Raw genomic sequence first — 22,494 nt, 5'->3', positions numbered from 1 at the left:
CTCTCAGAACAGGCCGCGCTGGCCCATGCGCTTGGCCAGCAGGTTGGAGCCGAAGATCAGCACGACGCCGATCACGCCCTTGAACAGACCGACGGCGGTCGCGTAGCTGAACGAGCCCTGGGTGATGCCGATGTAGTACACGAACGTGTCGAACACGTCCGCGACGTCACGGTTCAGCGACGTGGTCATCAGCCAGATCTGCTCGAACCCGGAGTCCATCAGATGCCCGGACGTCAGGATTGCCATCACCACGATCGTCGGCCGGATCGCCGGCAGCGTGATGTGCCAGAACTGCCGCCACCGCCCGGCGCCGTCCACTCGAGCGGCCTCGTACAGCTGCGAGTCCACGCCCGCCAGCGCGGCCAGATAGATGATCGTGCCCCAGCCGGTCTGCTTCCACAGCAGCTGCAGCACGATCAGCGGCCGGAACCAGTCCGCCTGCGCGACGTAATCCGTCTTCTGCCCGCCGACCAGGCCGTGGATCCAGTTCGCGATCACACCGAAGTCCACCGAGAACAGCAGGTAGGTCAACGAGGCGACGATTGTCCACGACAGGAAGTGCGGAATGTAGACAAGTGACTGCACGGACCGCTTCAGCACGTTGACCCGGAGCTCGTTGAGCAGCAACGCGACGACGATCGGCGCCGGGAACACGAAGACGATTGTCAACAATGCGAGCAGCAGCGTGTTGAACATCAGCCGGCCGAAGTCCGGCCCGGTGAACAGCTCCTGGAAGTGCTTCAGCCCGACCCATTCGCTCCCCGAGTAGCCGAGGAACGGCACGTAGTCCTTGAACGCGATGGTGAGGCCGTACATCGGCAGGTACTTGAACACCACGAAGTACGTCAGGCCGGGCAGGAGCAACAGGTACAACCAGCGGTAGCGCCAGAGGTTGTGCGTACGGCGTCTGCGCCGCGGGGCGGACGCCGGCCGCGAAGAATCCGCGGCTGGCTGTACCACCTCCGGCACCAGGTCGGTGGCCATCGATCAGCCGCCGGCCTTGGCAGCCAGGTCGTTGACCTCCTTGACGATGTCCGTGCCGCCGCTGTCGTACCAGCGCTTGATCTGCGCCTTCAGCTGGTCCTCGGTGATCGCACCGGACAGGTACTTGATCCGCGCGTCCGGGATGATCGTGTCGAGCGTCTGCCCCTTCGCCACCGAGGTCGGCGCGATGATGCTCAGCGCGGGGTTGAACACCGCTGTCTTCAGGTCCTCGTTCATCAGGACGTCGAACTTCTCCCGCATCTTCCGGCTGGCCTCGTCGTTCGGCCGCAGCGCGTACGCGCCCAGCCCGACCGACGCCCGGGTGCCGAGCTGGATGAAGGCCTTGTCCACGTCGTTCTGGATCGCCTTCACCTTGGCGTCGTCCTGGTTGATCGGTACGGCGTACTTGCCGTCGGCCTTGAAGTTGCGGCCCTCGATCCCGTTGGTGAGCAGGATCGAGCCCTCCTTGGACTCGAGCTTGTCCAGCGTCTGCAGCACCTGGTCGAGTTGCTCCTCGGTCCGGATGTGCTGCTTGGAGATCGCCATCACCATGTTGTAGCCGGTGAACGGATACGAGTGCTTCTGGCCGTCCGGACCCTTCAGGTTGCCGACCAGCGTGACCTTGTCGAAGTCCTTCGGGTTCTTCTCCTTGAACAGGTCGAGCAACTGGGTCGCCCGCACGTTCACGTCGATGATCATGCCGCCCTTGCCCTGCACGAACGGGTCGTTCCAGTTCGCGCTGTCCAGCGTGGCGAAGTCCGGGTTCACCAGGCCCTCGGAGACCCACTTGCGCAGCCACTGGTTCGCGGCCAGGAACTCCGGGGTGTCGAAGCCCGGCACGAGCTTGCCGTCCCGCTCACCCCAGCCGTTCGGCGCGCCGAACCAGGTCTCGATCACGTCGTACGGGCTGGCGCTGGCGTAGTTGCCTGGCCACTTCGGGATGATCAGGCCGTAGGTGTCCTTCTTGCCGTTGCCGTCCGGGTCCTTCTCGGCGAACGCCTTCGCGATCGTGTACAGGTCCTCGACGCTCTGCGGTTCCTTCAGGCCGAGCTTGGCCAGCCAGTCCTTGCGGATCACGATGCCCGAACGCAGCAGCGGCCGGACCCGGTAGATGCCGTACGTCTTGCCGTTGGTCTGCGTGTTCTTCGCGGTCTGCTCGTTGGCCGGCTTCAGGTTCTGGTACTTGTCGAGCTTGCCGGTCAGGTCCCAGAACGCGCCGGCCTCGGCCGCCTTCACGAACGACGGGCTCTTCTCGTTCGCCACCATCACGTCCGGGATCTTGTCCGACGCGAGCGTGACGTTCGACTTGTCGCCGTACTCCGCGTTCGGCACCCAGGTGATCTGGAGCTTCTTGCCGATCAGTTTCTCGACCGCCTGCTGCAGTTCGCCGTTCGGGTCCGGCGCGGTGCCGAACAGCGGCGCCATCACCGTCAGCTCGGTACTGGCGGTCTGGCCGCCTTTGTCGTCGCCGCCGCCGGAACAGGCGGAGGCGGCGAGCAGTGCCGTCGACAGTGCGGCGGCGACGGCTACGCGCCGTCGGGAGAAGTTGGTCATTGGTTCCCTTTCAGGTGCAGGCGCGCTTCGTTCTCGGCGAAGAAGCGCAAGCAGAGCCAGGTGTCGAGCTGGATCCAGACGCCGCCGGCCAGGACGAACCCGAACACCGGGAACTTCACCGACACGAAGGCGATGGACACCGCGACGAACAGCAGGACCAGGGACGACGCCGGCCGCGCGAGCGCGACCAGCGATGCCTTGGGCAACAACATGCGGATCCCGAGGTCGTAGTGCACGGCCATCGGAAGCGCATACGCCGCGATCAGCCCGAGCGCGACGAGCGCCGCGAGGCTGGCCAGGCGGGGGAGTGCGGCCCCGAGCGCGGCGAAGTACAGGTAGTTGCCGACGAGGACGACGGCGGCCGCGACCAGGGGCAGTACGACGAGCGAACCGCGACGGAACTCCTGGCGGAACGCGGTACGAAAAGCAGGGAAGGCGTGAAACGATTCATCGGATGACCTGCGTCTAGCCAGGGAATATGCCGCGAGTGTGGCCGGGCCGATACCCAGAGCAATCCCGCCGAGCAGCGTGAAGAGGATCCACAGGGCGTTCAGCTTGATCACCCAAAGGACCTCGTCCGCAGCGCCGTACAGCTTGATGGCCCAGCCAGTGTTCATGCCGGTTCCTGCCTTGTTTCGGGGCGAAAAGTGATGTGACCGTATGGTTGAATCGTCTCAATGTCAAGGCTTGGGAAAGCGTTTGTCAGGGAGTGGTCACGGGGGTGCGCGAAGGCGGGGGTCAGGCCTGGGAGACGCGCAGGTTCGCGTACTCGCCGATCAACGGCGCCATTTGCCGCAAGCCGAGGCGGCCGCCTGGCAGGGGGTGTTCGTCGTGCCCGGTGAACGTGACGAGGTCGTTGACTGCAAAGGTGATCTCGCCGCGGTGGACGGTCAGGCGCAGGTGGTACGGACCGTCGGCGTCGGTGACGTCCGGGATCGGGTCGGCGCCCTGCGCGACGAGGTGGAACCCGTAACTCTTGCGCAGGTTGCAGGTGTGGAAGGCGCGCTCGGCCGGCCAACGTCTGCGGAAGTACGAGACGTGGTAGGTGTCGAGGTCGCCGTGGTGGTACTGCTCGTACGGCCCGGTGCGCGGCCGCAGGTCGAACAGATCCTCGCCGTGGCGGCCCTTGGCGTGGAAGAACAGGATGCACAGGCCGGGTTCGCGGATCGGCCAGAAGTCCCACTCGATCGTCACGTCCGGCGGGAAGTCCTCCGGGCACCACAGCACGACGTTCGCGTCCTGCCCGTCCGCCGCCGGCCGCACACTCTCCAGACGCAGCCGGCCGAGTGGGAACGACGTCGCGCCGTCGCCCTCGAGCCGGAAGCCGTCGAGATCGGCCGGCGACGCGAGCGGGTTCTCGTACAGGACCGTCATCAGCGCCGGCGCTGGAAGTCGCTCGACTCGCGGACGATCAGATCCGGCTGGAAGATCACCTGACGGTGCCGATGCCGCTCGGCCGACTCGACCTCTTCCTGCAGCAGTTCCATCGCGGTCCGCCCGAGCAACTCGGCCGGCTGCCGCACCGACGACAGCGGTACGGCGGCGGCGCGGGCGAAATCTATGTCGTCGTACCCGACGATCGCCATGTCCCGCGGGACCCGGAGGCCGGCGACCGCCATACCCTGCAGGAATCCGAGTGCGAGCAGGTCGTTGGCGAGGAACGCCGCGGTCGGCCGCGAGCGCGCCGGCAGCGCGGCGAGCTGTTCACCGATCGCGCGACCTTCGACCACGCCCATCACGTCGACCTCGTAGTGCCGCAGGTCGACGTCGCCCGTCTCCTCGGCGATCGCGGTGATACCGGCCTTGCGGTCCGCCACCTGCTGCATCGTGAACGGCCCGCCGATAAAGGCGATCCGGCGATGGCCGGACTCGATCAGGTGGTTCCCGGCGAGGCGTCCGCCGAGCTGGTCGTCGACCGACACCGAGCACAGCCCGCGGTCCGCCGTACGGTCGACGAGCACCACCGGCGTACCGCGATCGACCAGCGCGGTGAGCCGCGGATCGGTGCTGTCGAACGGCGTGATCAGGATGCCCATCACGCGCTGCTGCTCGAGCTGGTCGAGGTGATGTCCCTCGCGCACCGGGTCGGTCTTGCTGTTGCAGAGCATCACCACGGTGTCGTGCTCGTACGCCAGCGCCTCGGCGCCTTCGGCCAGGTCGGTGAAGAACGGGTTGGTGACGTCGAGCACCACCAGCCCGACGGTCCGGCTACGCCCCGCCCGCAGGTGCCGCGCCGCCTCGTTCCGCACGAACCCGAGCGCCTGGATGCTGTCCTGCACTCGCTGACGGGTCTCCGGCGCCACGATCCCCGGCCGATTGAGGAAGTTGCTCACAGTCCCCACCGAAACCCCGGCCCGCTGCGCAACCTCCTTGATGCTGGGCGTCGCCATCGTCCCCCGTCCAGCAGCCAACCCGGTCGCAACCAGTCTAGTCAGCCCCGATTGAATCGTCTAAATCACCCGACCTCCGCGTAGCGGACACCGCTTCGCGGCGGCTGTCTTGTCGGCGCCACCGGCGGCGCGCGGCTCCATCCGATCGATCACGCCCCGGCGGAGCACTCGTCTGCGGGTTTGCGGAACATATTTGGCACCAGGCGCACATTTGTTACCGCAAACCTGGGGTGTGAACGACTGTCTTGTTTGCTTCGGATGGGGCAGCGCGTCAGCGCAGTTCCTCCGGGGATAGCGGACCCATGTAACTCGTGGGTAACATGCCGGCATGGCGAGTCAGGTGTTGGGGTTGTGGGAGCGGCTGCGTGGGGTGCCGGGTGGGGAGCGGGTGTTTTCTTGGGGGTTTACCTGGAAGGCGCCGTACTTTCGGTCGGTGCGGCCGCGGTTCGTGCAGGTGAGTCCTAACTACGCGGCGTTGACGTTGCCCAAGCGGCGGGCGGTGTTGAACCACATCGGGACTGTGCATGCGATTGCTGTGTGCAACGGTCTCGAGGCGGCGATGGGGGCGTTGGCGGAGGCGACGGTGCCGGCGGGGAAGCGGTGGCTGCCGAAGGGGATGGAGGTCTCGTACCTCGCCAAGTCGACGTCCGACCTGACGTGTTCGGCGGAGACCGATCCGGAGACGTGGACCGCGGGACCTGACGTCCCGGTGCAGGTGAAGGCGACGCGTGACGACGGCACCGTGGTCGTCGAGGGCACGATTCACCTGTGGGTAACTGACAAGAAGTAAGGTCTCCGCGTGACTGAGCTGCGGGTGGTGGACGTTACCGAGGAGCACTTGGACTCGGTGTGGCAGGTGCGGACGCGGTCGTTCGGGATGGGCGGTGACCGCGACGAGTGGAACAAGACCGCGCGGAATTTCATCGTCGACGGTCGGTATCTCGGCGTCGTCGACGGTGACGAACTGGTCGCGGCGGCGCGGATCTGGCCGCACGAGCAGTGGTGGGGCGGGCGCCGGGTGCCGATGGGAGGCGTGGCCGGCGTCGTCGTCGCACCGGAGTACCGCGGTCGTGGGGTCGGCAGCCTGTTGATGCGCGCCGTACTCAACCGGTGCGCGGAGAAGGTCTATCCGCTGACGGCGCTGTATCCGGCGACGACCGTGCTCTACCGGCACCTGGGATACGAGTTCGCCGGGAGCCGGCATCTCTATACCTTCGAGGCCGCCGATCTGCGGACCCTGGGCGGCAGCGGTACGGCGGTGCGCAAGGCGGGCCGCGACGACGCGGACCTGTTCCTGGAGCTCGCGGCGAAGGTGCATGAGACGCGGCGCTCGAACGGCCCGCTGATCTGGCCGCGCGCCCAGGTCGAGTCCTGGCTGGAGGACGAGGGCAGCTTCGCGTATGTCGCCGAGGACGGCTTCGTCGTCTACAGGTGGTCCGACCGCAACCTCGCGGTCGAGGAGCTCATCGCCGGGTCGGAGGAGACCGCCCGCGCACTGTGGGCGACCGTCGGCTCGGGTGCGTCGATCGCGAAGACGGTGGAGGCATGCTGCCCGCCCTTCGATTCGATCCACCTGATCGCGGAGCACGAGGCGCTCGGCAAATCCTGGCAGAACCGGTGGATGCTCCGGCTCGTCGACGCTCCGGCAGCCCTTGCGGGACGGGGTTTCCCGGACGGCGTCGTACTCGAGGCGGACCTACGGATCGACGACCCAGAACTGCCCGCGAATACCGGCGACTGGCACCTCTCGATCAGCAACGGATCCGCCACCCTCGCCCCGGCAGAGCCGTCAGGCGACGCACTCCTCCTCGGCCCGCGCGGACTGGCGGCGCTGTACGCCGGTACGCCGCTGGCCACCCTCCGCGGTGCCGGGCTGGTCACCGGGGGAGCGGCCCCCGCCGACTCGGCGTTCGACGCGGTGTTCGGCGGACCCGCGGCGTACATGCTCGACGACTTCTGAGTCCCGGCGCGCCGATTTCCAAACGCATATCGCCTCCGACTAGGGTTGTCGAACAAACGTTCGGAGGTGGTCATGCGGGTGCTCGGCGTCGACCCGGGACTGACCCGGTGCGGCCTCGGCGTCGTCGAGGGGACACCAGGGAAGCCGCCGGCGCTGGTCGCCGTCGGGGTGATCCGGACGCCGGCCGACCTGGACGTTTCCAAGCGCCTCGTGCTGATCGAGCAGGAGCTCGACGAGTGGATCTCCCGGCACCAGCCGGACGCGGTCGCGGTCGAGCGGGTGTTCGCGCAGCACAACGTCCGGACGGTGATGGGTACGGCGCAGGCCTCGGGCGTCGCGATGGTGGTCGCGGCCCGTCGCGGACTGCCGGTCGCGCTGCACACGCCCAGCGAGGTGAAGGCCGCGGTCACCGGATCCGGCCGCGCGGACAAGGAGCAGGTGACCACGATGGTCACCCGGATCCTCAAGCTGAGCGAGCGTCCGACGCCCGCGGACGCCGCGGACGCGCTGGCGCTGGCCATCTGTCAGGTCTGGCGTGGCGGAGTGGCGAGCAAACTGCAGGAAGCGGCCTCCAGCCGGGCGAATCTCGAGGCGGCGGCGCAGGCGCAGTCGCGGTTGCAGATGGCACGGTTGCGGGCTGCGGTGGCCGCCCAGCAGGGCAAGCGGTGAGAACGGGAGGTTGGCGATGATCGCCTTTGTACGTGGACCGGTGGCGGCCATCGGGCTGGACAGTGCCGTGGTCGAGGTCGGCGGGATCGGCCTGCAGGTGTACTGCGACCCGGGCACACTGGCCGGTTTGCGCCCGGGGCAGGAGGCGCGGATCGCCACGTCGATGGTGGTCCGCGAGGATTCGCTGACGCTGTACGGGTTCGCCGACGACGACGCGAAGAACCTGTTCGAGCTCCTGCAGACCGCGTCCGGCGTCGGGCCGAAGCTCGCTCAGGCGGCGCTCGCGGTGCTGAGCCCGGACCAGTTGCGCCAGGCGGTCGCGACCGAGGACCTCGCCGTACTGGTGAAGGTTCCGGGCATCGGTAAGAAGGGTGCGCAGCGGATCGTGCTGGAGCTGAAGGACAAGATCGGTGCGCCGTCGAGGACGGTGACCGGCCGGCCGCTGCAGGCGCAGGAGGCGTGGCGCGACCAGGTGCGGGCCGGTCTGGTCGGTCTCGGCTGGTCTGCCCGCGATGCCGAGGACGCGGTCACCGCGGTGTCGCCGCTCGCCGCCGACAACCCGAATCCGTCCGTTCCCGACCTGCTGCGCGCTGCGCTCCGCGTGCTCTCGAAGGCGTAAACGATGGAAGACAACGTTCGCCCACTGGTCTCCGCCGACGCGGTGGACCTCGAGGAACGCAAGATCGAGTCCGCGCTCCGGCCGCGCACACTGGCCGAGTTCGGCGGTCAGCGGCGGGTCAGCGAGCAGCTCGAGCTGGTGCTGCACGCGGCTCGTGGCCGCAACCGCACGCCGGACCACGTCCTGCTGTCCGGTCCGCCCGGGCTCGGCAAGACCACGCTCGCGATGATCATCGCCAGCGAGATGGCCGCTCCACTGCGGGTGACCAGTGGTCCGGCGATCCAGCACGCCGGCGACCTGGCCGCGATCCTGTCCGGGCTGAGCGAGGGCGAAGTCCTGTTCCTGGACGAGATCCACCGGATGTCGCGGCCCGCGGAAGAGCTGCTCTACATGGCGATGGAGGACTTCCGGGTCGACGTGATCGTCGGCAAGGGACCGGGCGCGACCGCGATCCCGCTCGAGATCCCGCCGTTCACCCTGGTCGGCGCGACCACGCGGGCCGGCCTGTTGCCGGGGCCCCTGCGCGACCGGTTCGGATTCACCGGTCACCTGGAGTTCTACGAGTCCGTCGAACTGGAGAAGATCGTGAACCGGTCGGCCGCGCTGCTCGAGGTCGACATCACCCCGGAGGCCGCGACCGAGATCGCGTCCCGTTCCCGTGGGACGCCGCGGATCGCGAACCGGCTGCTCCGCCGGGTCCGCGACTACGCGGAGGTCCGGGCGGACGGCATCATCACGCTCGCCCTGTCGAAAGCGGCCCTGGACCTGTACGAGGTGGACAAGATGGGCCTCGACCGGCTGGACCGGTCGGTTCTGGACGCCCTGTGCCGCCGGTTCGGGGGCGGACCGGTCGGTCTTTCCACGTTGGCGGTTGCGGTCGGCGAGGAACGTGAGACTGTGGAGGAAGTGGCCGAACCGTTCCTGGTCCGGTCGGGCTACCTGGCCCGTACGCCGCGTGGTCGTGTCGCCACGCCCGCGGCCTGGCGGCACATCGGGCTCAAGGTCCCGAAGGGCGCGACGTTCGCGGACACGCTCTTCGACACCGATGAGGACTGAAGGAGTTCAACCTCAACTGAACACGACGACCGCCGGGGAACCTCCGCCGGTGCCGGAACGTAGACACTGCGTAACGTAGACGCTGCGTAGCGACCAGTAGTGAGTAACGCAAACGTGACCCGGCGTCATGCGGCAGTTGTTGACGCGCGGCGTTAGACTCCCCGGTGGCCTGACCTCCAGGTCTTCCGCCGCGACCTGCGCAGATGTGCGGTGCACGCCTTACAACCGACCCGACGAAGGATTCTGAGACCCGATGCAACTCCTCGCCGTACCGATGGCCTCCTCCGGGGGTGGCGGCATCACGCTGCTGCTGCCGCTGATCCTGATCGTCGGAATGATCTGGTTCATGAGCCGCTCCCAGCGTAAGCAGCGTGAGCGGCAGGCACAGACCGTTGCCTCGCTGACCCCCGGGACCAAGGTGATCACCACCAGCGGCCTGGTCGGCATCGTCGAGGAGACCGACGACGAGTACGTGACGTTGGAGATCTCCGAGGGCGTACTGGTCCAGGTCGTCAAGGCCGCCGTCGGCCGGGTGATCCCGGAGGAGGACGCCTCCGCCGACGAGGCCGAGACCTCCACCGAGGCCACTGAGGCCACCGCAGCCGACGAGACCGCCGACGCCGACGCTGCGTCGACCCGGGAAGAGGCTGACGACGACGCCGCGAAGGTCGACGTACCGGATGCGGGTAAGGCCGGTGACAAGGCCGACGGCAAGGTCCAGGACACGCCGAAGCTGCCGCCGACGCACACCGAGAACTGATTCTTCCGTCCCAACGGCCTGCGGCGCGGCGTTCGGCGTCCACCTGACGGTGCGGCGCGCCCAGAAGTACAAAGGTTGAAACTGACGTGGCAACGACTTCGACATCCCGCCCCGGGCGGAGCCTGATCGGCTTGCTGGTGGTCGTGGTTCTGCTGTTCGGGATCATGGCGCTGACCAAGACCTGGAAGCCCAAGCTCGGGCTGGACCTGCGGGGCGGCACGACCATCACGCTGACCGCGAGCACGATCGCCGGCAGCGGCAAGGTCACCGCCGACCAGCTGACCGAGGCCAAGAACATCATCGGCCAGCGGGTCAACGGCGCGGGTGTCGCCGAGTCCGATATCACCACCTCCGGCGGGAACCACATCAACGTGGCCGTGCCGGGTGCCACGAAGGAGTCGCTGGTGCAGCAGGTCGGTCAGACCGCGCTGCTCTACTTCCGGGTCGTGTACGGCTCGGACGCCGCCGCGCCGCAGCCGACCCCCACGACGACCCCGTCGACGACGCCGAAGCCGAGCACGACGCCGAAGGCCACGACGACGCCGAAGCCGAGCGCCACGATCAAGCCGAGCGGCACGACCAGCACCACGCCGAAGGGCCGGGCCTGGTCGAGCGCGCTCGGCGGGGCGACGCCGACGCCGACCCCGAAGGCCAGTACGACGCCGACCGCGAAGCCGAGCGCCACGCCGTCAGCGACACCGTCGACGCCGGCCACCGGGGGAGACCCGCTGAACTACACGCCGGACGCGGCCACGCAGGCGGCGTTCGCGGCGTACAAGTGCGGCGACAAGCAACTCGACGACCCGAACAAGGCGATCTTCTCCTGCGACCGCCAGGGCACCTACAAGTACCTGCTCGGCCCGGCGATCCTGAAGGGCACCGACCTGTCGGACGCCTCGGCCGGCATCCCGCAGAACGGTCTGCAGTGGCAGGTGAACCTGAAGTTCACCGGTGAGGGCGGCGACAAGTTCCTCAAGGCCACCACGGCGATCTCGCAGCGCGGCCAGGGCCAGAACCTGTTCGCGATCGTGCTCGACGGCGAGACCATCTCGACCCCGAGCGTGGACAACCCGATCCCGGGCGGCCAAGCGCAGATCACCGGTACCTTCACCGAGGCCGAGGCCCGCGACCTGGCGAACGTGCTGAAGTACGGCGCGCTGCCGGTCAAGTTCGACATCTCCTCGGTGGAGACGGTGTCGCCTCAGCTCGGTGGTGACCAGCTCTCCGCCGGCATCTGGGCCGGACTCATCGGTCTGGCGCTCGTCGTCGTGTTCTGCTTCCTCTACTACCGCGGTCTCGGCATCGTGGTGGTGCTCTCGCTCGCGGCTGCCGGCGTACTCACCGGATCGCTGGTGCTTCTGCTCGGCAAGGCGATCGGGTTCACGCTGACGCTGGCCGGTATCGCCGGATTGATCGTGGCCGTAGGTATCACCGCCGACTCGTTCATCATCTACTTCGAACGACTCCGCGACGAGGTCCGTGAGGGCCGTAGCCTGCGGTCCTCGGTCGAGACCGGCTGGGCCCGTGCCAAGCACACGATCATCGCGGCCGACTCGATCTCGCTGCTCGCCGCGCTGGTCCTGTACGTCCTGGCGATCGGCAGCGTCAAGGGCTTCGCGTTCACGCTCGGCCTGACCACGCTGATCGACCTGGTCGTGGTGTTCCTGTTCACCAAGCCGGTGGTCACGCTGCTGGCCCGGACCGACTTCTTCGGCCACGGGCACAAGCTGTCCGGCCTGGATCCGGAGCATCTGGGCGTCGAACGACTGCCCGGACAGACGAAACCGTCGGCCCGGCCGCGGAAGACGCCGTCGACGCGCAAGCCGGTCGGAGGGGAGGTCTGATGTCGAAGCTCGGACAGATCGGTGCCAAGCTGCACCGCGGTGACGTCTCCTACGACTTCATCGGCCACCGCAAGTTCTGGTTCAGCCTCTCGGCGGTCCTGGTCATCATCTCGCTGGCCGGCCTGTTCGTCCGCGGGCTGGCGCTCGGCATCGAGTTCAAGGGCGGCGTCGAGTACGACGCCAAGGTCAAGGTCACCGACCACACCGTGCAGGACTTCGGCGACGCCGTGAAGGCGACCAATGCGAAGGACCTCGGCGACCCGATCGTCACCACGATCAACAACGAGAAGGTCCGGGTCCAGACCAAGCCGCTGGCCCAGAACGACATCGCCACCGTACGCGCGGCGATCGCCAAGGAGGCCGGCATCCCGGCCGACCAGGTCACCTCGCAGCAGATCGGCGCCTCGTGGGGCCAGCAGATCGCGAACAAGGCGATCCTGGCGCTGATCGTGTTCCTGGTCCTGGTGTTCTTGGTGATCTGGGGCTACTTCCGGGAGACGAAGGCCTCGATAGCCGCGATCATCGCGCTGATCCACGACGTCACGATCACGGTCGGTGTGTACGCGCTGATCGGGTTCGACGTCACGCCGGCCACGGTCATCGGCGTACTGACGATTCTCGGTTACTCGCTGTACGACACCGTCGTGGTGTTCGACAAGGTCCGGGAGAACACCCGCGGCATCACCGGGTCGAACCGGTACACCTACTCGGACGCGACCAACCTGGCCGTCAACCAGACCGTGGTCCGGTCGATCAACACCACGGTCACCGCGCTGCTGCCGGTGGGCGCGATCCTGGTCGTCGGCACCGTGGTCCTCGGCACCGGTCCGCTCAAGGACCTGTCGCTGGCGCTGTTCGTCGGTATCGCGGTCGGTGCGTACTCGTCGATCTTCATCGCGCCGTCGCTGCTCGCGGTCTTCAAGGAGCGCGAGCCGGGCATGCAGGCGCTGAACAAGCGGGTGACCGCGAAGAAGGCGCAGCTCGCTGCGGCTGCGGCCGCTCCGGTGAGCGTGGCGACGGCCGGCGCCCCGGCGGGTGCCGCCGCGCGTTCCGACGTACAGGACACGCCCCGGAAGGCGGACCGGGCGACCGGGACGGCTCCGACGCCGTCGTCGCGGCCGATGAAGGCGGCGGCCGCCGGGCGTCCGCAGCCGACGCGCAAGCCGCGGTCGAAGCGCGGTAAGTGATGCGGTCGCTCGAGCAGGTCCTCGCGGACGGTATCCGCGACATCCCGGACTACCCGCAGGCGGGGGTGGTGTTCAAGGACATCACCCCGCTGCTGGCCGATCACACCGGCTTCGGCCAGGTCGTCGAGGCGCTGGCGGCGGTCGGGAAGGACGACGACGGCAGACCGGTCGTAGACAAGGTGGTCGGGATCGAGGCGCGCGGGTTCATCCTGGCGGCCCCGGTCGCGCTCGCGCTCGGCGCCGGGTTCGTGCCGGTGCGGAAGAAGGGGAAGCTGCCGGCGGCGACGTACGAGGAGTCGTACGCGCTGGAGTACGGCGAGGCGACGATCGAGGTGCACCAGGACGCGTTCGCTCCCGGTGACCGCGTCCTCGTCATCGACGACGTCCTGGCCACCGGCGGCACGGTCGAGGCCTGCCTGCGGCTGATCCGCCGCTGCGGCGCCGAGGTGCTCGGTACGGCGGTGTTGCTGGAGCTGTCGTTCCTCCCGGGCCGCAAACGCCTCGAAGGCGAAGCCGTCAGCGCCCTCGTCACCGTCTGAAATCGCGTCCGAATTCGGGCAAACTCTCCGTCGCCGCCGGGTTACCCGGCGTGTTGTCCACAGGCGGTTCTGCCTCGTTGGACGCTGGCCTCTAGACTGGTGCCCTGTCGGCGGAGGGACACAACGTGGGCGAAGACCCGGCGATGACATCTGCGGTGCCGAACGCCGTACCGCAGGAGCCGCCACGCGCGCCGTCACCGGTGCGCCCGGCTCCCGTGTCGCCGCCGCCTGCGTCCCAACCGCCGCGGATCGCGCCGGCCCGGGTCCGCGCCCGGCTCGCCCGCCTCGGCGGCACCCGGCACCCGAATCGGGCGCCGATGCTCGAGCCGCTGTTCCGGGTGGTCCGCGCGACCCACCCGAAGGCCGATCTCGGCATGATCGAGCGCGCCTACCGGACCGCGGAGAAGTACCACACCGGCCAGATGCGCAAGAGCGGCGACGCGTACATCACGCATCCGCTCGCGGTCGCCACCATCCTCGCCGAGCTCGGTATGACCGCGACCACGCTGTGCGCCGCGCTGCTCCACGACACCGTCGAGGACACGCCGTACACGGTGGACGAGCTGACCCGCGACTTCGGCGAAGAGATCGCCATGCTGGTCGACGGCGTCACCAAGCTCGACAAGGTGCGGTACGGCGAGTCCGCGCAGGCCGAGACCATCCGCAAGATGGTCGTCGCGATGTCCAAGGACATCCGGGTGCTGGTCATCAAGCTGTCCGACCGGCTGCACAACATGCGCACGCTCGGCTCGCTGCGCCAGGAGAAGCAGGAGCGGATCGCCCGCGAGACGCTGGAGATCTACGCCCCGCTGGCGCACCGGCTCGGTATGAACACGATCAAGTGGGAGCTCGAGGACCTGGCGTTCTCGACCCTGCACCCGAAGGTGTACGACGAGATCGTCCGGCTGGTCGCCGAGCGCGCGCCGTCCCGCGACGAGTACCTGGCGACCGTGATCGACCAGGTGCACGAGGATCTGCGCCTCGCCAAGGTGAAGGCGACGGTCACCGGCCGTCCGAAGCACTACTACTCGATCTACCAGAAGATGATCGTCCGCGGCCGCGAGTTCGGGGACATCTACGACCTGGTCGGCATCCGGGTCCTGGTCGAGTCGGTCCGCGACTGTTACGCGGCGCTGGGCATCATGCACGCGCGGTGGAACCCGGTCCCCGGCCGGTTCAAGGACTACATCGCGATGCCGAAGTTCAACATGTACCAGTCGCTGCACACCACGGTGATCGGGCCGCAGGGCAAGCCGGTGGAGCTGCAGATCCGGTCGTTCTCCATGCACCGCCGCGCGGAGTACGGCATTGCCGCGCACTGGAAGTACAAGGAGGACCCGTCGTCGGTCGCGCCGGCCGCGCCGAGCACCGAGATCGGCGGGCCGAACGACATGCCGTGGGTGCGGCAGCTCGTCGACTGGCAGCGGGAGACCTCCGACCCGTCGGAGTTCCTCGACTCGCTGCGGTTCGAGATCAACAACGCCGAGGTCTACGTCTTCACCCCGCGTGGCGACGTGATGTCGCTGCCGACGGGGTCGTCGCCGGTCGACTTCGCGTACGCCGTGCACACCGAGGTCGGCCACCGCTGTATCGGCGCCCGCGTCAACGGGCGCCTGGTGCCGCTGGAGAGCACCCTCGAGAACGGTGACGTCGTCGAGGTCTTCACCTCGAAGGCGCAGGGCGCGGGTCCGTCGCGGGACTGGCTCACGTTCGTCAAGAGCCCGCGTGCGCGGAACAAGATCAAGCACTGGTTCTCCAAGGAGCGCCGCGACGAGGCGATCGAGCACGGCAAGGACGCGATCGCGAAGCAGCTCCGCAAGGAGGGCCTGCCGCTGCAGCGCCTGCTGTCGCACGAGACCCTTACCGCAGTCGCGAACTCCCTGCGGTACCCGGACGTGACCGGTCTGTACGCCGCCGTCGGCGAGCAGCACGTGAGCGCGCAGGCCGTCGTACGGCGTCTCATCGAGACGTACGGTGGCGAGGAGGGTGCTGCCGAGGATCTCGCCGAGGGCATGCGGCTGCCGGCCAGCAAGGAGCGGCGGAAGCGGACCGCGCGCGGCGACGCCGGTGTCATCGTCAAGGGCGCGACCGATGTGCTGTCGAAGCTGGCCCGGTGCTGTACGCCGGTGCCGGGTGACGAGATCATCGGCTGGATCACCCGCGGCGCGGGCGTCTCGGTGCACCGCGCCGACTGCGCGAACGTGGAGAACCTGAAGACCCAGCCCGAGCGCATCGTCGAAGTCGAGTGGGCGCCGACGGCGCAGTCCGTCTTCCTGGTCGCGATCCAGGTCGAGGCGCTGGACCGCGCCCGCCTGCTGTCGGACATCACCCGGGTGCTGTCGGACTACCACGTGAACATCCTGTCCGCGGCTCTCACCACAACCCGCGACCGCATCGCGAAGTCCCGCTTCACCTTCGAAATGGGCGACCCAACCCACCTCGGCCACGTCCTGAAGGCAGTCCGCTCGGTCGAGGGCGTCTTCGACGTCTACCGCGTCACACAGTAGGCGCCGGTGGGCGACTGGTTCCGTGGTTCGGCCGACGGGCCGGGCCTGAAGCTGTACAACGGGGCGTCCTCGATGTTCCTGGACGTGCTTGCGCTGCCTGCGTGTGAGCTGGCGGAGACGGCGTTCGAGCGTGGGTTTGCGTTGCTCCTGTGCAACTCCCGGGTCGGGCTGGGGAACGCCGGGTTCGATCTGGACGAGCTGCCGTGGCCGGCTACCGGGTGGGAGGCGGAGCGAGACTTCCTGCTGCGTGTGGTTCGGCTCGCGGCGGCGCGGTTCCGGTGGGAGCTGCTGAGTTACGAGCCGCCTCCCATCGAGGTGTATCTGGCGGAGTACGAGCGGCTGGTCCTGGACTTCAGCCCGCCGGCCGAGCCGGTTGGGCTGCCGCGGCTCTGGGATCCGGAGCCGGTGGAGGCTGCGTTCGTCCGTTGCCCTGAGCATGGGTTGTACCTCGGCGACTACGCGGACTGCCGGCTCTGTTTGTGAGGGTGGGGACACTGCAGATATGAGCCGTGTCGGGCGTCGCGCGTTTCTGGTCGCGGGTGTTGGGTTGCTGGCTGGGTGCAGTGATTCGTCAGCTCAGAATCAGCCGAGTGCAACGCCCTCTGCTCCTTCATCGACACCCAGTTCGCCGCCGACGTCCAGCGCACCGGCGACGCCGTCGCCCGCGCCCACGGTTGTGCTGCCCTCCGTGCAGAGCTGGGTGGCAGGGCCGGGGGAGATCCAGCCGCAGGTGAAGAAGCTTGCGGTGGCGGCGGTGGTGAAGCTCCTGCAGCCGACGGATACGCGGGCGGTGATCGAGGTGATCGACGCACAGTACGGCGGCATCTTGAGCGACTCGGCCAGCGTGCTGGTGCCGTGCCGCGTGTACTCGATCCGACAGAACCGTTTGATCAGCGGCGGTACGACGGTCGACGTACGGCTGAGCAAGTCGTCACAGGGGACCTGGCGGGTGACCGCGACGCATCCGGCTCAGCCCGGTGCGCCTGTCGCGAGCCTCTCGGCCGCCGCGCGGCAGGTACTCGCCAACGAGCAGATCCTGTTGCCGCCCGCATCCGCTGCGGACATCCGCTCGGGGCAGGTGCATGACAGCGTGCTCACCACGATGCTCGAGCTCGCCAAGACCTATCGGATCGGCGTCAGCGTGATCCGCTCTGGCCACCCGACCAACGTATTCGGCACCGACCGCCCGAGCGATCACCCCCGCGGCCGCGCATTCGACACCTGGCAGATCGACGGCCACCCGGTCGTGTCGCCGTCAACGTCCCGCGCACTCGTCACGTCGTACATGCGCGCCACCGAGTCCCTGGGCTCGTACAACGTAGGCGGCCCCTACCAACTCCCCGGCACGGCGTACTTCTCCGACCAAACCCACCACGACCACATCCACGCCGGCTTCCGCGCCTAGTCCCATTCCCAGGTGATTCCTACTGTGCCGGGGTCTGCGGAGGGTTCGATGACGTGGACTCGGGCGTCGGGGGTGAGCATCAGGTCGCGGTGTAGCAGGTTTGGGCCGGAGGTGTGGCGGCGGCGGATCTCGTGGACGCGGACCGGCAGTGCGGCTCGGTCGAACTGCACCTCCAGCACGTAGTGCATCCCGCCCCACTCGCTGAACCGCTGGTACTCCGTCGCCGGCAGCCCCGTGCGGTCCTCGATCTCGTAGCGCACGACGGCCGTCTCGCCGACGGCGAGGACCCGGTCGAGCAACAGTTCCCCGAGCATCGCGCCGGCCTCGGGGGAGCGGGCGATCCGGCCGGTTCGGCAACCACTCAACGCCCGCAAGGCGAGCTGCTCGGCGTCGCAGCCCGGCTCGCCCTGGTGCGCGATGATCAGCCGATCCACCGGCTGTACGGCGACCACGCTCTGGATCACCCGCCGGCTGTGCGCGCTTCGGTCCGCGCCCAGCCGGACCTCTTCGAGAACGGTCACGTTGCGCAGCCTGCCGTGGGCGTCGCGGCGGAGCCGGTCGAGCAGTCGGGTGAGGGCCTCGGCGTAGTCGACGACGGCGTACGGCTGCGGCGTCGTCTCCGGCTCGGTTCGCGCCGGAGGGATCCGTCCGGTCAGCCAGCCGGGCGGCACCTGGAGGAGGTCCTCGAGCGCCGTCACGATCGCCAGCGAATCCTCGCGGGGGACCCGGCGGCCGCTCTGCCAGGTGCTGAGCGTGGCGACCCCGACGTGCAGCCCGCGGTCGGCCAGGTGGGTCCGGATCCGGTTGAGGGCCAGCCCGCGGCGGGCGATCGCCTGCCGCAACGCCTCCGCGAACGACGCTTCCGGAGTCACCGCACGGACTTCGACCGGCTTGATCATGGCCCCACGCTCCTTCAGGGCAGCAGTGTAAACATTCACAGCACCCGCTGACACTGCCTCGTCACGCATCGTTCACGCGTCGTTGCCGTTCACACCCCGGATCCGAGTTCTTGCCGCGCCGCGATCCCGTCCCGACGATGGACTCCGCCCACTCCGCAGTACCCCTCTCGAAGGAGGACTCATGCGCAGGCTCCGCCCTAGGCCTCGTCGCACCTGGTCGTTGCTCCTGGCCACGATTCTCGGTCTGGTGACGCTGGCCCCGCTCGCCCCGCCGGCCTCGGCCGCACCCAGCAGCTACTACCTGAACGTCACCGGCCAGGCCCAGCAGAAGTCGAACTGGTGCTGGGCCGCGAGCGGCAACAGCATCGCCGCGTTCTACGGCCGCTCGTACTCGCAGAACCAGTTCTGCAACCTTGCCTTCGGCTACTCGATGAACGGCACCTGCCCGAACAACCAGGCCACGCTCGGCAACGACCAGAACGCCTTCCGGGCGATCGGGATCAGCGCCGGCAGCTACGTCTCGTCCACGCTCGGCTTCAGCACGCTCGTCACCGAGATCGCCGCCGGCCGCCCGGTGATGACGCGGATCGGCTGGACCTCGGGCGGCGGTCACATGATGGACATCATCGGGTACGACGCCTCCGACTCGACCATCGAGTACTACAACCCGTGGCCGGACGATCCGCGCTACAACTACTCGACCTACAACTGGTACCGGTCCAACTCGCAGTTCACCTGGACGCATTCCCTGTACCGGATCGGAGCCTGACATGCGCCGCCCGAAGAACGTCCTGCTCCGCTGCGCCGCCGTACTCGCTGCTGGTCTCGGTTTCACGTTCGCCGCCGCCGGTCTGGCCGGTGCGGCAGGTCCGCAGCCGGTCGCGCCGACGGAGTTGTCCAAGGCAACTAATGCCGCGCGTTCGTCCGAGGCGCTGAGCCTGCTGGGCAAGGCCGGCGGTACGGCGAAGGCCGTGGCGAGCGTCGCGCGGGACACGCAGCCGATCTACGCACTCAACCCTGCCTTCGTGCGTGACGCTGCGGCGCCGGTCGCGACCTTCTGGTACGCCGCGACCACTGCGGCGCAAGGTGGTCGGACGTTGACCGTCTTCACCACGCCGGACGCGAAGGGCGCGTGGCATGCCGTGAACGTGGCCTCGGGCAACACCGAGGCGCGGATGGTGTCGGCTGCCGCGGGTGCGCTTGTGTTCACCGAGCCTCAGATCGGCGCGTGGTACACCCTCTCCGGCACTCAGGTGCGGCCCCTCAACCAGTCGGCCATCAAGTCGATCGGCGCCCGACCGATCACCGTCACCGCCTACCAGGAGCTCGTCTCCAACCGCTACTCCGACAAGCTCCCGGGCACGCACTACAACGACGTCGGCATGGCTGGCGGCTACGACCCCAACAGCTCGGCTACGGCCGCCGCTGAGGTCGCGCCGGCCAACACCCACCTCCTGTTGATCACCGGTGGCGTGCTCGTGCTCGCACTCCTGGTGCTCGCTCGCCGGTACGCGGTCAAGATGCGCTACAACGACTGACTCCTGCCCGGTTCGTCGTACTAATCCATTGGTGCGGCGAGCCGGGTGGTTGGGATCATCGGCGAATGCCTTTCCCGGATGAGCTAGGACCTGCGGTAGCTGTCGTCGACTACAACCCGGATTGGCCGTCCGAGTTCAAGCACCTCGCTGGCCGACTGCGGGCCGCGGTTGGCGATCGGGCCGTCGCGATCGACCACATCGGCTCGACGTCCGTCCCAGGCCTCGCCGCCAAGAACTGCATCGACGCGCAGATCCGCGTACACGCTCTAGCCCCGGACCTCGTCGATCTACTGGAGTCCGCCGGCTTCCGCTGCCGCCCCGAACCGTGGAATCACACCGAAACGTCGTACGGGCAAGCCTGCGAGAAGCTCGTCTTCGCCCCACCAGTCGGAGAACGCGCCACCAACACCCACGTCCGCGTCGCGACCGGCCCGAACACGCGCTACGCCCTACTGTTCCGCGACTACCTCCGCGCCAACCAAGACGCCCGCCAAACCTGGGCCGCCTTCAAGCAACGCCTAGCCCAATCCGTCCCCAACCTCAACGACTACGGCCAAATCAAAGCCCCCGCCACCAACCTCCTCATGACCGCCGCCGAACACTGGGCAACTCAAACCGGCTGGAGCATCCCCTGATCACCACCGCCGCGGCAGCCGAGGATCCTGACACAAGAACCCACCAACGGCCAACTCCAGCGCCGGATAGGAGCCCCACAGATCCGTTCGTCGTACCGAGATGATGTGCCGACCCAGGGCGTCCAGTTCCGTACGGCGGGTTTCGTCCTTCAGCTGTTGTTTGGTCGACGAATGCCACTGGTCACTGTCGTACTCCAAGCCCAGTCGCCGCTCGTCCACCGGCCGATCCGGATACCCCAGATCCAACCGATACGTCCGCCCGTTGCCCTCGACGCGGACCTGGAGTTCGGGGCGGGGGAAGCGGGTAGCGCGTCGGCCCTGAGCACGATGGTTTCCGGCACCCGCACGTCGACGTACACGCCGCCTATCAACTGCCGGATCTCACCCCGGGCCAAGAGCCACTGGAGCTTGCGCCCTACCTGATGTGCACGGAACGGGATGCCGCAGAAGTACAGCGGCAGGTCAGCAGGAAACATCCGCAAAGCATCGCTGAATCCGACGATTCCTGCGGAAAGTTGTCCACAGGGGTGGGTTAGCTGAAGTCGGTGAGGGCGTTTTGGGCTTGGGTTAGCCATTCGCGGCGGGCGGCGATGGCTTCGCGGGCTTCGGTGGCCTTGCGGGTGTTGCCCTGGGACTCGAACTTGCTGGCCTGCTTCTCCAGGTCCGAGATCAGGGACTGGAGCTGCTTGACCGTGGCCTCGGCGCGGGCGCGGGCCTCGGGGTTGCTGCGGTTCCAGACCTCGTCCTCGGCCGCCTTCACGGCCTGCTCGACGGCGCGCAGCCGCCCGTCGATGGCGCGCATCGAGTCCCGCGGGACCTTGCCGATCTGGTCCCAGCGGTCCAGGTAGTCGCGGAGCTGCTCACGAGCGGTACGCGCGTCCTCGACCGGCAGGATCGTCTCGATCTCGGTCAGCAGCGCTTCCTTGGCCTGCAGGTTCTGAACCTGCTCCGCGTTCTCCTCAGCCTGTACGGCGTCCCGCGCACCGAAGAACAGGTCCTGCGCGGCCCGGAACCGTGCCCACAGCTTGTCGTCCACCTCGCGCGGTGCCGGTCCGGCGGCCTTCCACTGCCGCATCAGGTCCCGGAAGCGCCCGGACGTCGGGCCCCATTCGTTCGACGACGCGAGGGACTCCGCCTCGGCGGCGAGCCGCTCCTTCACCAGGGCGGCCTCTTCACGCTTGGAGGACAGCTCCGCGAAGTGCTGCTTGCGATGCCGCGTGTACGTCGTACGCGCAGAGGAGAACCGGTGCCAGAGCTCGTCGTCGCTGGACTTGTCGAGCCGGGGGAGTGCCTTCCACTCGTCGAGCAGTTCGCGAAGCCGGGTCACGCCGTGCCGCCAGTCGGTGCCGGCTGCGATGGTCTCGGCCTCGGTGGCGATCTTGGTCTTGGCGGAGCGCGCCTCCTCGACCTTGGCAGCCCGTTCGGCCTTGCGCCGTTCACGCTGCTGCGCGACCAGGGGAGTGAGGGCCTCGAGGCGGGTCAGCAGGCCGTCCAGGTCGCCGACGGCCTGGGCGTCCTCGATCGAGCCGGTGACCTTCTTGACCGCGGCGCGGGCGTCGTCCGGGGAGACCGTGCCGGCCTGGACCCGCTGCTCCAGCAGCTCGACCTCGAAGGCCAGCGCGTCGTACCGGCGGGTGTAGAAGGCGAGGGCTTCCTCCGGGTTCGCGTCCGGCCACTGGCCGACCGCCCGTTCACCGTCCTTCGTCCGTACGAAGACCGTTCCGTCCTCGGCTACCCGGCCCCAGTTCTCTCCGGCCACAACTCGCCCCTTCCGGCGGTATGCACTGCGCTCGTGCCCATTCTGGTCAGTCCCCGGTCCAACCGCGCGGACAGGGCCCGCCTGGGCGCGTCGAGCTGCCTTCTCGACGCTCAAGCCTCCGGCGTGCGAAGGCTTATCCCTGAACAATCACAAACTCCCAGCTCAGGCGCAACGGTGTTGCGTCACAAT

Annotated in this window: 23 protein-coding genes; 15 read left to right on the top strand and 8 right to left on the bottom strand. The window is 68.2% G+C overall.

Annotated elements, in window-relative coordinates:
* Positions 1-3: 3 nt before the first annotated feature.
* The 5 genes from ACLJOO_RS33485 to ACLJOO_RS33465 all read right to left on the bottom strand — a co-directional run bounded on the left by ACLJOO_RS33485 (position 4) and on the right by ACLJOO_RS33465 (position 4,928).
* Entirely contained in the window at positions 4-984 is a 981-nt protein-coding gene (locus ACLJOO_RS33485; RefSeq protein ID WP_410791664.1) for an ABC transporter permease, read from the bottom strand.
* Between the two features lie 3 nt (positions 985-987).
* On the bottom strand, positions 988-2,538 hold the full coding sequence (locus tag ACLJOO_RS33480; protein WP_410791663.1) for an extracellular solute-binding protein: 1,551 nt from the start codon (positions 2,536-2,538) through the stop codon (positions 988-990).
* Positions 2,535-3,155: a YesL family protein gene (locus ACLJOO_RS33475; RefSeq protein WP_410791662.1), complete on the bottom strand. Its 621-nt coding sequence runs from the start codon at positions 3,153-3,155 to the stop codon at positions 2,535-2,537. Before ACLJOO_RS33475 ends, ACLJOO_RS33480 begins: the two co-directional genes overlap by 4 nt.
* 121 nt (positions 3,156-3,276) lie before the next feature.
* Entirely contained in the window at positions 3,277-3,912 is a 636-nt protein-coding gene (locus ACLJOO_RS33470; RefSeq protein WP_410791661.1) for a DUF1961 family protein, read from the bottom strand.
* Positions 3,912-4,928: a LacI family DNA-binding transcriptional regulator gene (locus tag ACLJOO_RS33465; protein ID WP_410791660.1), complete on the bottom strand. Its 1,017-nt coding sequence runs from the start codon at positions 4,926-4,928 to the stop codon at positions 3,912-3,914. The genes ACLJOO_RS33470 and ACLJOO_RS33465 overlap by 1 nt, the downstream gene beginning before the upstream one ends.
* 328 nt (positions 4,929-5,256) lie before the next feature.
* Here ACLJOO_RS33465 and ACLJOO_RS33460 point away from each other — a divergent pair, with 328 nt between their 5' ends.
* The 12 genes from ACLJOO_RS33460 (at position 5,257) to ACLJOO_RS33405 (ending at position 17,474) form a co-directional block, all read left to right on the top strand.
* A complete protein-coding gene (locus ACLJOO_RS33460) occupies positions 5,257-5,718 on the top strand; it encodes a hotdog fold domain-containing protein (protein WP_410791659.1) in 462 nt (153 codons plus the stop codon).
* A gap of 9 nt (positions 5,719-5,727) precedes the next feature.
* Positions 5,728-6,888, top strand: a complete 1,161-nt coding sequence (gene eis / locus ACLJOO_RS33455; protein WP_410791658.1) for an enhanced intracellular survival protein Eis — start codon at positions 5,728-5,730, stop codon at positions 6,886-6,888.
* A gap of 72 nt (positions 6,889-6,960) precedes the next feature.
* Positions 6,961-7,557 carry a crossover junction endodeoxyribonuclease RuvC gene (gene ruvC, locus ACLJOO_RS33450; protein ID WP_410791657.1) on the top strand — a complete coding sequence of 199 codons (597 nt, stop codon included), beginning with the start codon at positions 6,961-6,963 and terminating at the stop codon, positions 7,555-7,557.
* A 16-nt stretch (positions 7,558-7,573) separates the two neighbouring features.
* Entirely contained in the window at positions 7,574-8,176 is a 603-nt protein-coding gene (gene ruvA / locus ACLJOO_RS33445; RefSeq protein WP_410791656.1) for a Holliday junction branch migration protein RuvA, read from the top strand.
* Positions 8,177-8,179: 3 nt separating this feature from the next.
* Positions 8,180-9,232 carry a Holliday junction branch migration DNA helicase RuvB gene (gene ruvB / locus ACLJOO_RS33440; protein ID WP_410791655.1) on the top strand — a complete coding sequence of 351 codons (1,053 nt, stop codon included), beginning with the start codon at positions 8,180-8,182 and terminating at the stop codon, positions 9,230-9,232.
* Between the two features lie 253 nt (positions 9,233-9,485).
* Positions 9,486-9,992 carry a preprotein translocase subunit YajC gene (gene yajC, locus ACLJOO_RS33435; RefSeq protein ID WP_410791654.1) on the top strand — a complete coding sequence of 169 codons (507 nt, stop codon included), beginning with the start codon at positions 9,486-9,488 and terminating at the stop codon, positions 9,990-9,992.
* Between the two features lie 86 nt (positions 9,993-10,078).
* Positions 10,079-11,836 carry a protein translocase subunit SecD gene (gene secD, locus ACLJOO_RS33430; RefSeq protein WP_410791653.1) on the top strand — a complete coding sequence of 586 codons (1,758 nt, stop codon included), beginning with the start codon at positions 10,079-10,081 and terminating at the stop codon, positions 11,834-11,836.
* Positions 11,836-13,023, top strand: coding sequence for a protein translocase subunit SecF (gene secF, locus ACLJOO_RS33425; protein WP_410791652.1), 1,188 nt, complete (start codon positions 11,836-11,838; stop codon positions 13,021-13,023). The genes secD and secF overlap by 1 nt, the downstream gene beginning before the upstream one ends.
* The gene (locus ACLJOO_RS33420) at positions 13,023-13,562 is read left to right on the top strand and encodes an adenine phosphoribosyltransferase (protein WP_410791651.1); all 540 of its coding nucleotides are present in this window, start codon (positions 13,023-13,025) and stop codon (positions 13,560-13,562) included. Before secF ends, ACLJOO_RS33420 begins: the two co-directional genes overlap by 1 nt.
* Before the next feature lie 143 nt (positions 13,563-13,705).
* The gene (locus ACLJOO_RS33415) at positions 13,706-16,069 is read left to right on the top strand and encodes a RelA/SpoT family protein (protein ID WP_410791650.1); all 2,364 of its coding nucleotides are present in this window, start codon (positions 13,706-13,708) and stop codon (positions 16,067-16,069) included.
* 6 nt (positions 16,070-16,075) lie between these two features.
* Positions 16,076-16,552 carry a hypothetical protein gene (locus tag ACLJOO_RS33410; RefSeq protein WP_410791649.1) on the top strand — a complete coding sequence of 159 codons (477 nt, stop codon included), beginning with the start codon at positions 16,076-16,078 and terminating at the stop codon, positions 16,550-16,552.
* Between the two features lie 205 nt (positions 16,553-16,757).
* Positions 16,758-17,474, top strand: a complete 717-nt coding sequence (locus tag ACLJOO_RS33405; protein WP_410791648.1) for a hypothetical protein — start codon at positions 16,758-16,760, stop codon at positions 17,472-17,474.
* Here ACLJOO_RS33405 and ACLJOO_RS33400 read toward each other — a convergent pair.
* Positions 17,471-18,373 carry a hypothetical protein gene (locus ACLJOO_RS33400; protein WP_410791647.1) on the bottom strand — a complete coding sequence of 301 codons (903 nt, stop codon included), beginning with the start codon at positions 18,371-18,373 and terminating at the stop codon, positions 17,471-17,473. The two genes, ACLJOO_RS33405 and ACLJOO_RS33400, sit on opposite strands and share 4 nt — an antisense overlap.
* A gap of 181 nt (positions 18,374-18,554) precedes the next feature.
* Between ACLJOO_RS33400 and ACLJOO_RS33395 the strand changes: the two genes are divergently transcribed.
* From ACLJOO_RS33395 to ACLJOO_RS33385, 3 genes are all read left to right on the top strand, one after another.
* Positions 18,555-19,142, top strand: coding sequence for a papain-like cysteine protease family protein (locus ACLJOO_RS33395; RefSeq protein WP_410791646.1), 588 nt, complete (start codon positions 18,555-18,557; stop codon positions 19,140-19,142).
* 1 nt (position 19,143) lies between these two features.
* The gene (locus tag ACLJOO_RS33390; protein ID WP_410791645.1) at positions 19,144-19,911 is read left to right on the top strand and encodes a hypothetical protein; all 768 of its coding nucleotides are present in this window, start codon (positions 19,144-19,146) and stop codon (positions 19,909-19,911) included.
* 65 nt (positions 19,912-19,976) lie between these two features.
* Positions 19,977-20,546, top strand: a complete 570-nt coding sequence (locus ACLJOO_RS33385) for a GrpB family protein (protein WP_410791644.1) — start codon at positions 19,977-19,979, stop codon at positions 20,544-20,546.
* Here the strand turns inward: ACLJOO_RS33385 and ACLJOO_RS33380 are convergent, their stop codons facing one another.
* Complete coding sequence (locus ACLJOO_RS33380) at positions 20,547-20,765, bottom strand: hypothetical protein (protein ID WP_410791643.1); 219 nt, start codon at positions 20,763-20,765, stop codon at positions 20,547-20,549.
* Positions 20,766-21,078: 313 nt separating this feature from the next.
* A complete protein-coding gene (locus ACLJOO_RS33375; RefSeq protein ID WP_410791641.1) occupies positions 21,079-22,305 on the bottom strand; it encodes a DUF349 domain-containing protein in 1,227 nt (408 codons plus the stop codon).
* Between the last annotated feature and the right edge of the window lie 189 nt (positions 22,306-22,494).

This window comes from Kribbella sp. C-35, from assembly GCF_046549195.1.
In the GTDB taxonomy this organism is placed as follows: domain Bacteria; phylum Actinomycetota; class Actinomycetes; order Propionibacteriales; family Kribbellaceae; genus Kribbella.
The sequence above is the reverse complement of the archived record's forward strand: the minus strand, read 5'-3'. Positions and strand labels throughout refer to the sequence as shown.

Coding starts and splice junctions, on each gene's coding strand:
- ACLJOO_RS33420 (WP_410791651.1), top strand. CDS start 13,023: ATGCGGTCGCTCGAGCAGGTCCTCGCGGACGGTATCCGCGACATCCCG.
- ACLJOO_RS33385 (WP_410791644.1), top strand. CDS start 19,977: ATGCCTTTCCCGGATGAGCTAGGACCTGCGGTAGCTGTCGTCGACTAC.
- ruvA (WP_410791656.1), top strand. CDS start 7,574: ATGATCGCCTTTGTACGTGGACCGGTGGCGGCCATCGGGCTGGACAGT.
- ACLJOO_RS33460 (WP_410791659.1), top strand. CDS start 5,257: ATGGCGAGTCAGGTGTTGGGGTTGTGGGAGCGGCTGCGTGGGGTGCCG.
- ACLJOO_RS33480 (WP_410791663.1), bottom strand. CDS start 2,538: ATGACCAACTTCTCCCGACGGCGCGTAGCCGTCGCCGCCGCACTGTCG.
- ACLJOO_RS33475 (WP_410791662.1), bottom strand. CDS start 3,155: ATGAACACTGGCTGGGCCATCAAGCTGTACGGCGCTGCGGACGAGGTC.
- ACLJOO_RS33415 (WP_410791650.1), top strand. CDS start 13,706: ATGACATCTGCGGTGCCGAACGCCGTACCGCAGGAGCCGCCACGCGCG.
- secF (WP_410791652.1), top strand. CDS start 11,836: ATGTCGAAGCTCGGACAGATCGGTGCCAAGCTGCACCGCGGTGACGTC.
- ruvC (WP_410791657.1), top strand. CDS start 6,961: ATGCGGGTGCTCGGCGTCGACCCGGGACTGACCCGGTGCGGCCTCGGC.
- ACLJOO_RS33465 (WP_410791660.1), bottom strand. CDS start 4,928: ATGGCGACGCCCAGCATCAAGGAGGTTGCGCAGCGGGCCGGGGTTTCG.
- ACLJOO_RS33395 (WP_410791646.1), top strand. CDS start 18,555: ATGCGCAGGCTCCGCCCTAGGCCTCGTCGCACCTGGTCGTTGCTCCTG.
- ACLJOO_RS33400 (WP_410791647.1), bottom strand. CDS start 18,373: ATGATCAAGCCGGTCGAAGTCCGTGCGGTGACTCCGGAAGCGTCGTTC.
- ACLJOO_RS33470 (WP_410791661.1), bottom strand. CDS start 3,912: ATGACGGTCCTGTACGAGAACCCGCTCGCGTCGCCGGCCGATCTCGAC.
- ACLJOO_RS33485 (WP_410791664.1), bottom strand. CDS start 984: ATGGCCACCGACCTGGTGCCGGAGGTGGTACAGCCAGCCGCGGATTCT.
- ruvB (WP_410791655.1), top strand. CDS start 8,180: ATGGAAGACAACGTTCGCCCACTGGTCTCCGCCGACGCGGTGGACCTC.
- yajC (WP_410791654.1), top strand. CDS start 9,486: ATGCAACTCCTCGCCGTACCGATGGCCTCCTCCGGGGGTGGCGGCATC.
- ACLJOO_RS33390 (WP_410791645.1), top strand. CDS start 19,144: ATGCGCCGCCCGAAGAACGTCCTGCTCCGCTGCGCCGCCGTACTCGCT.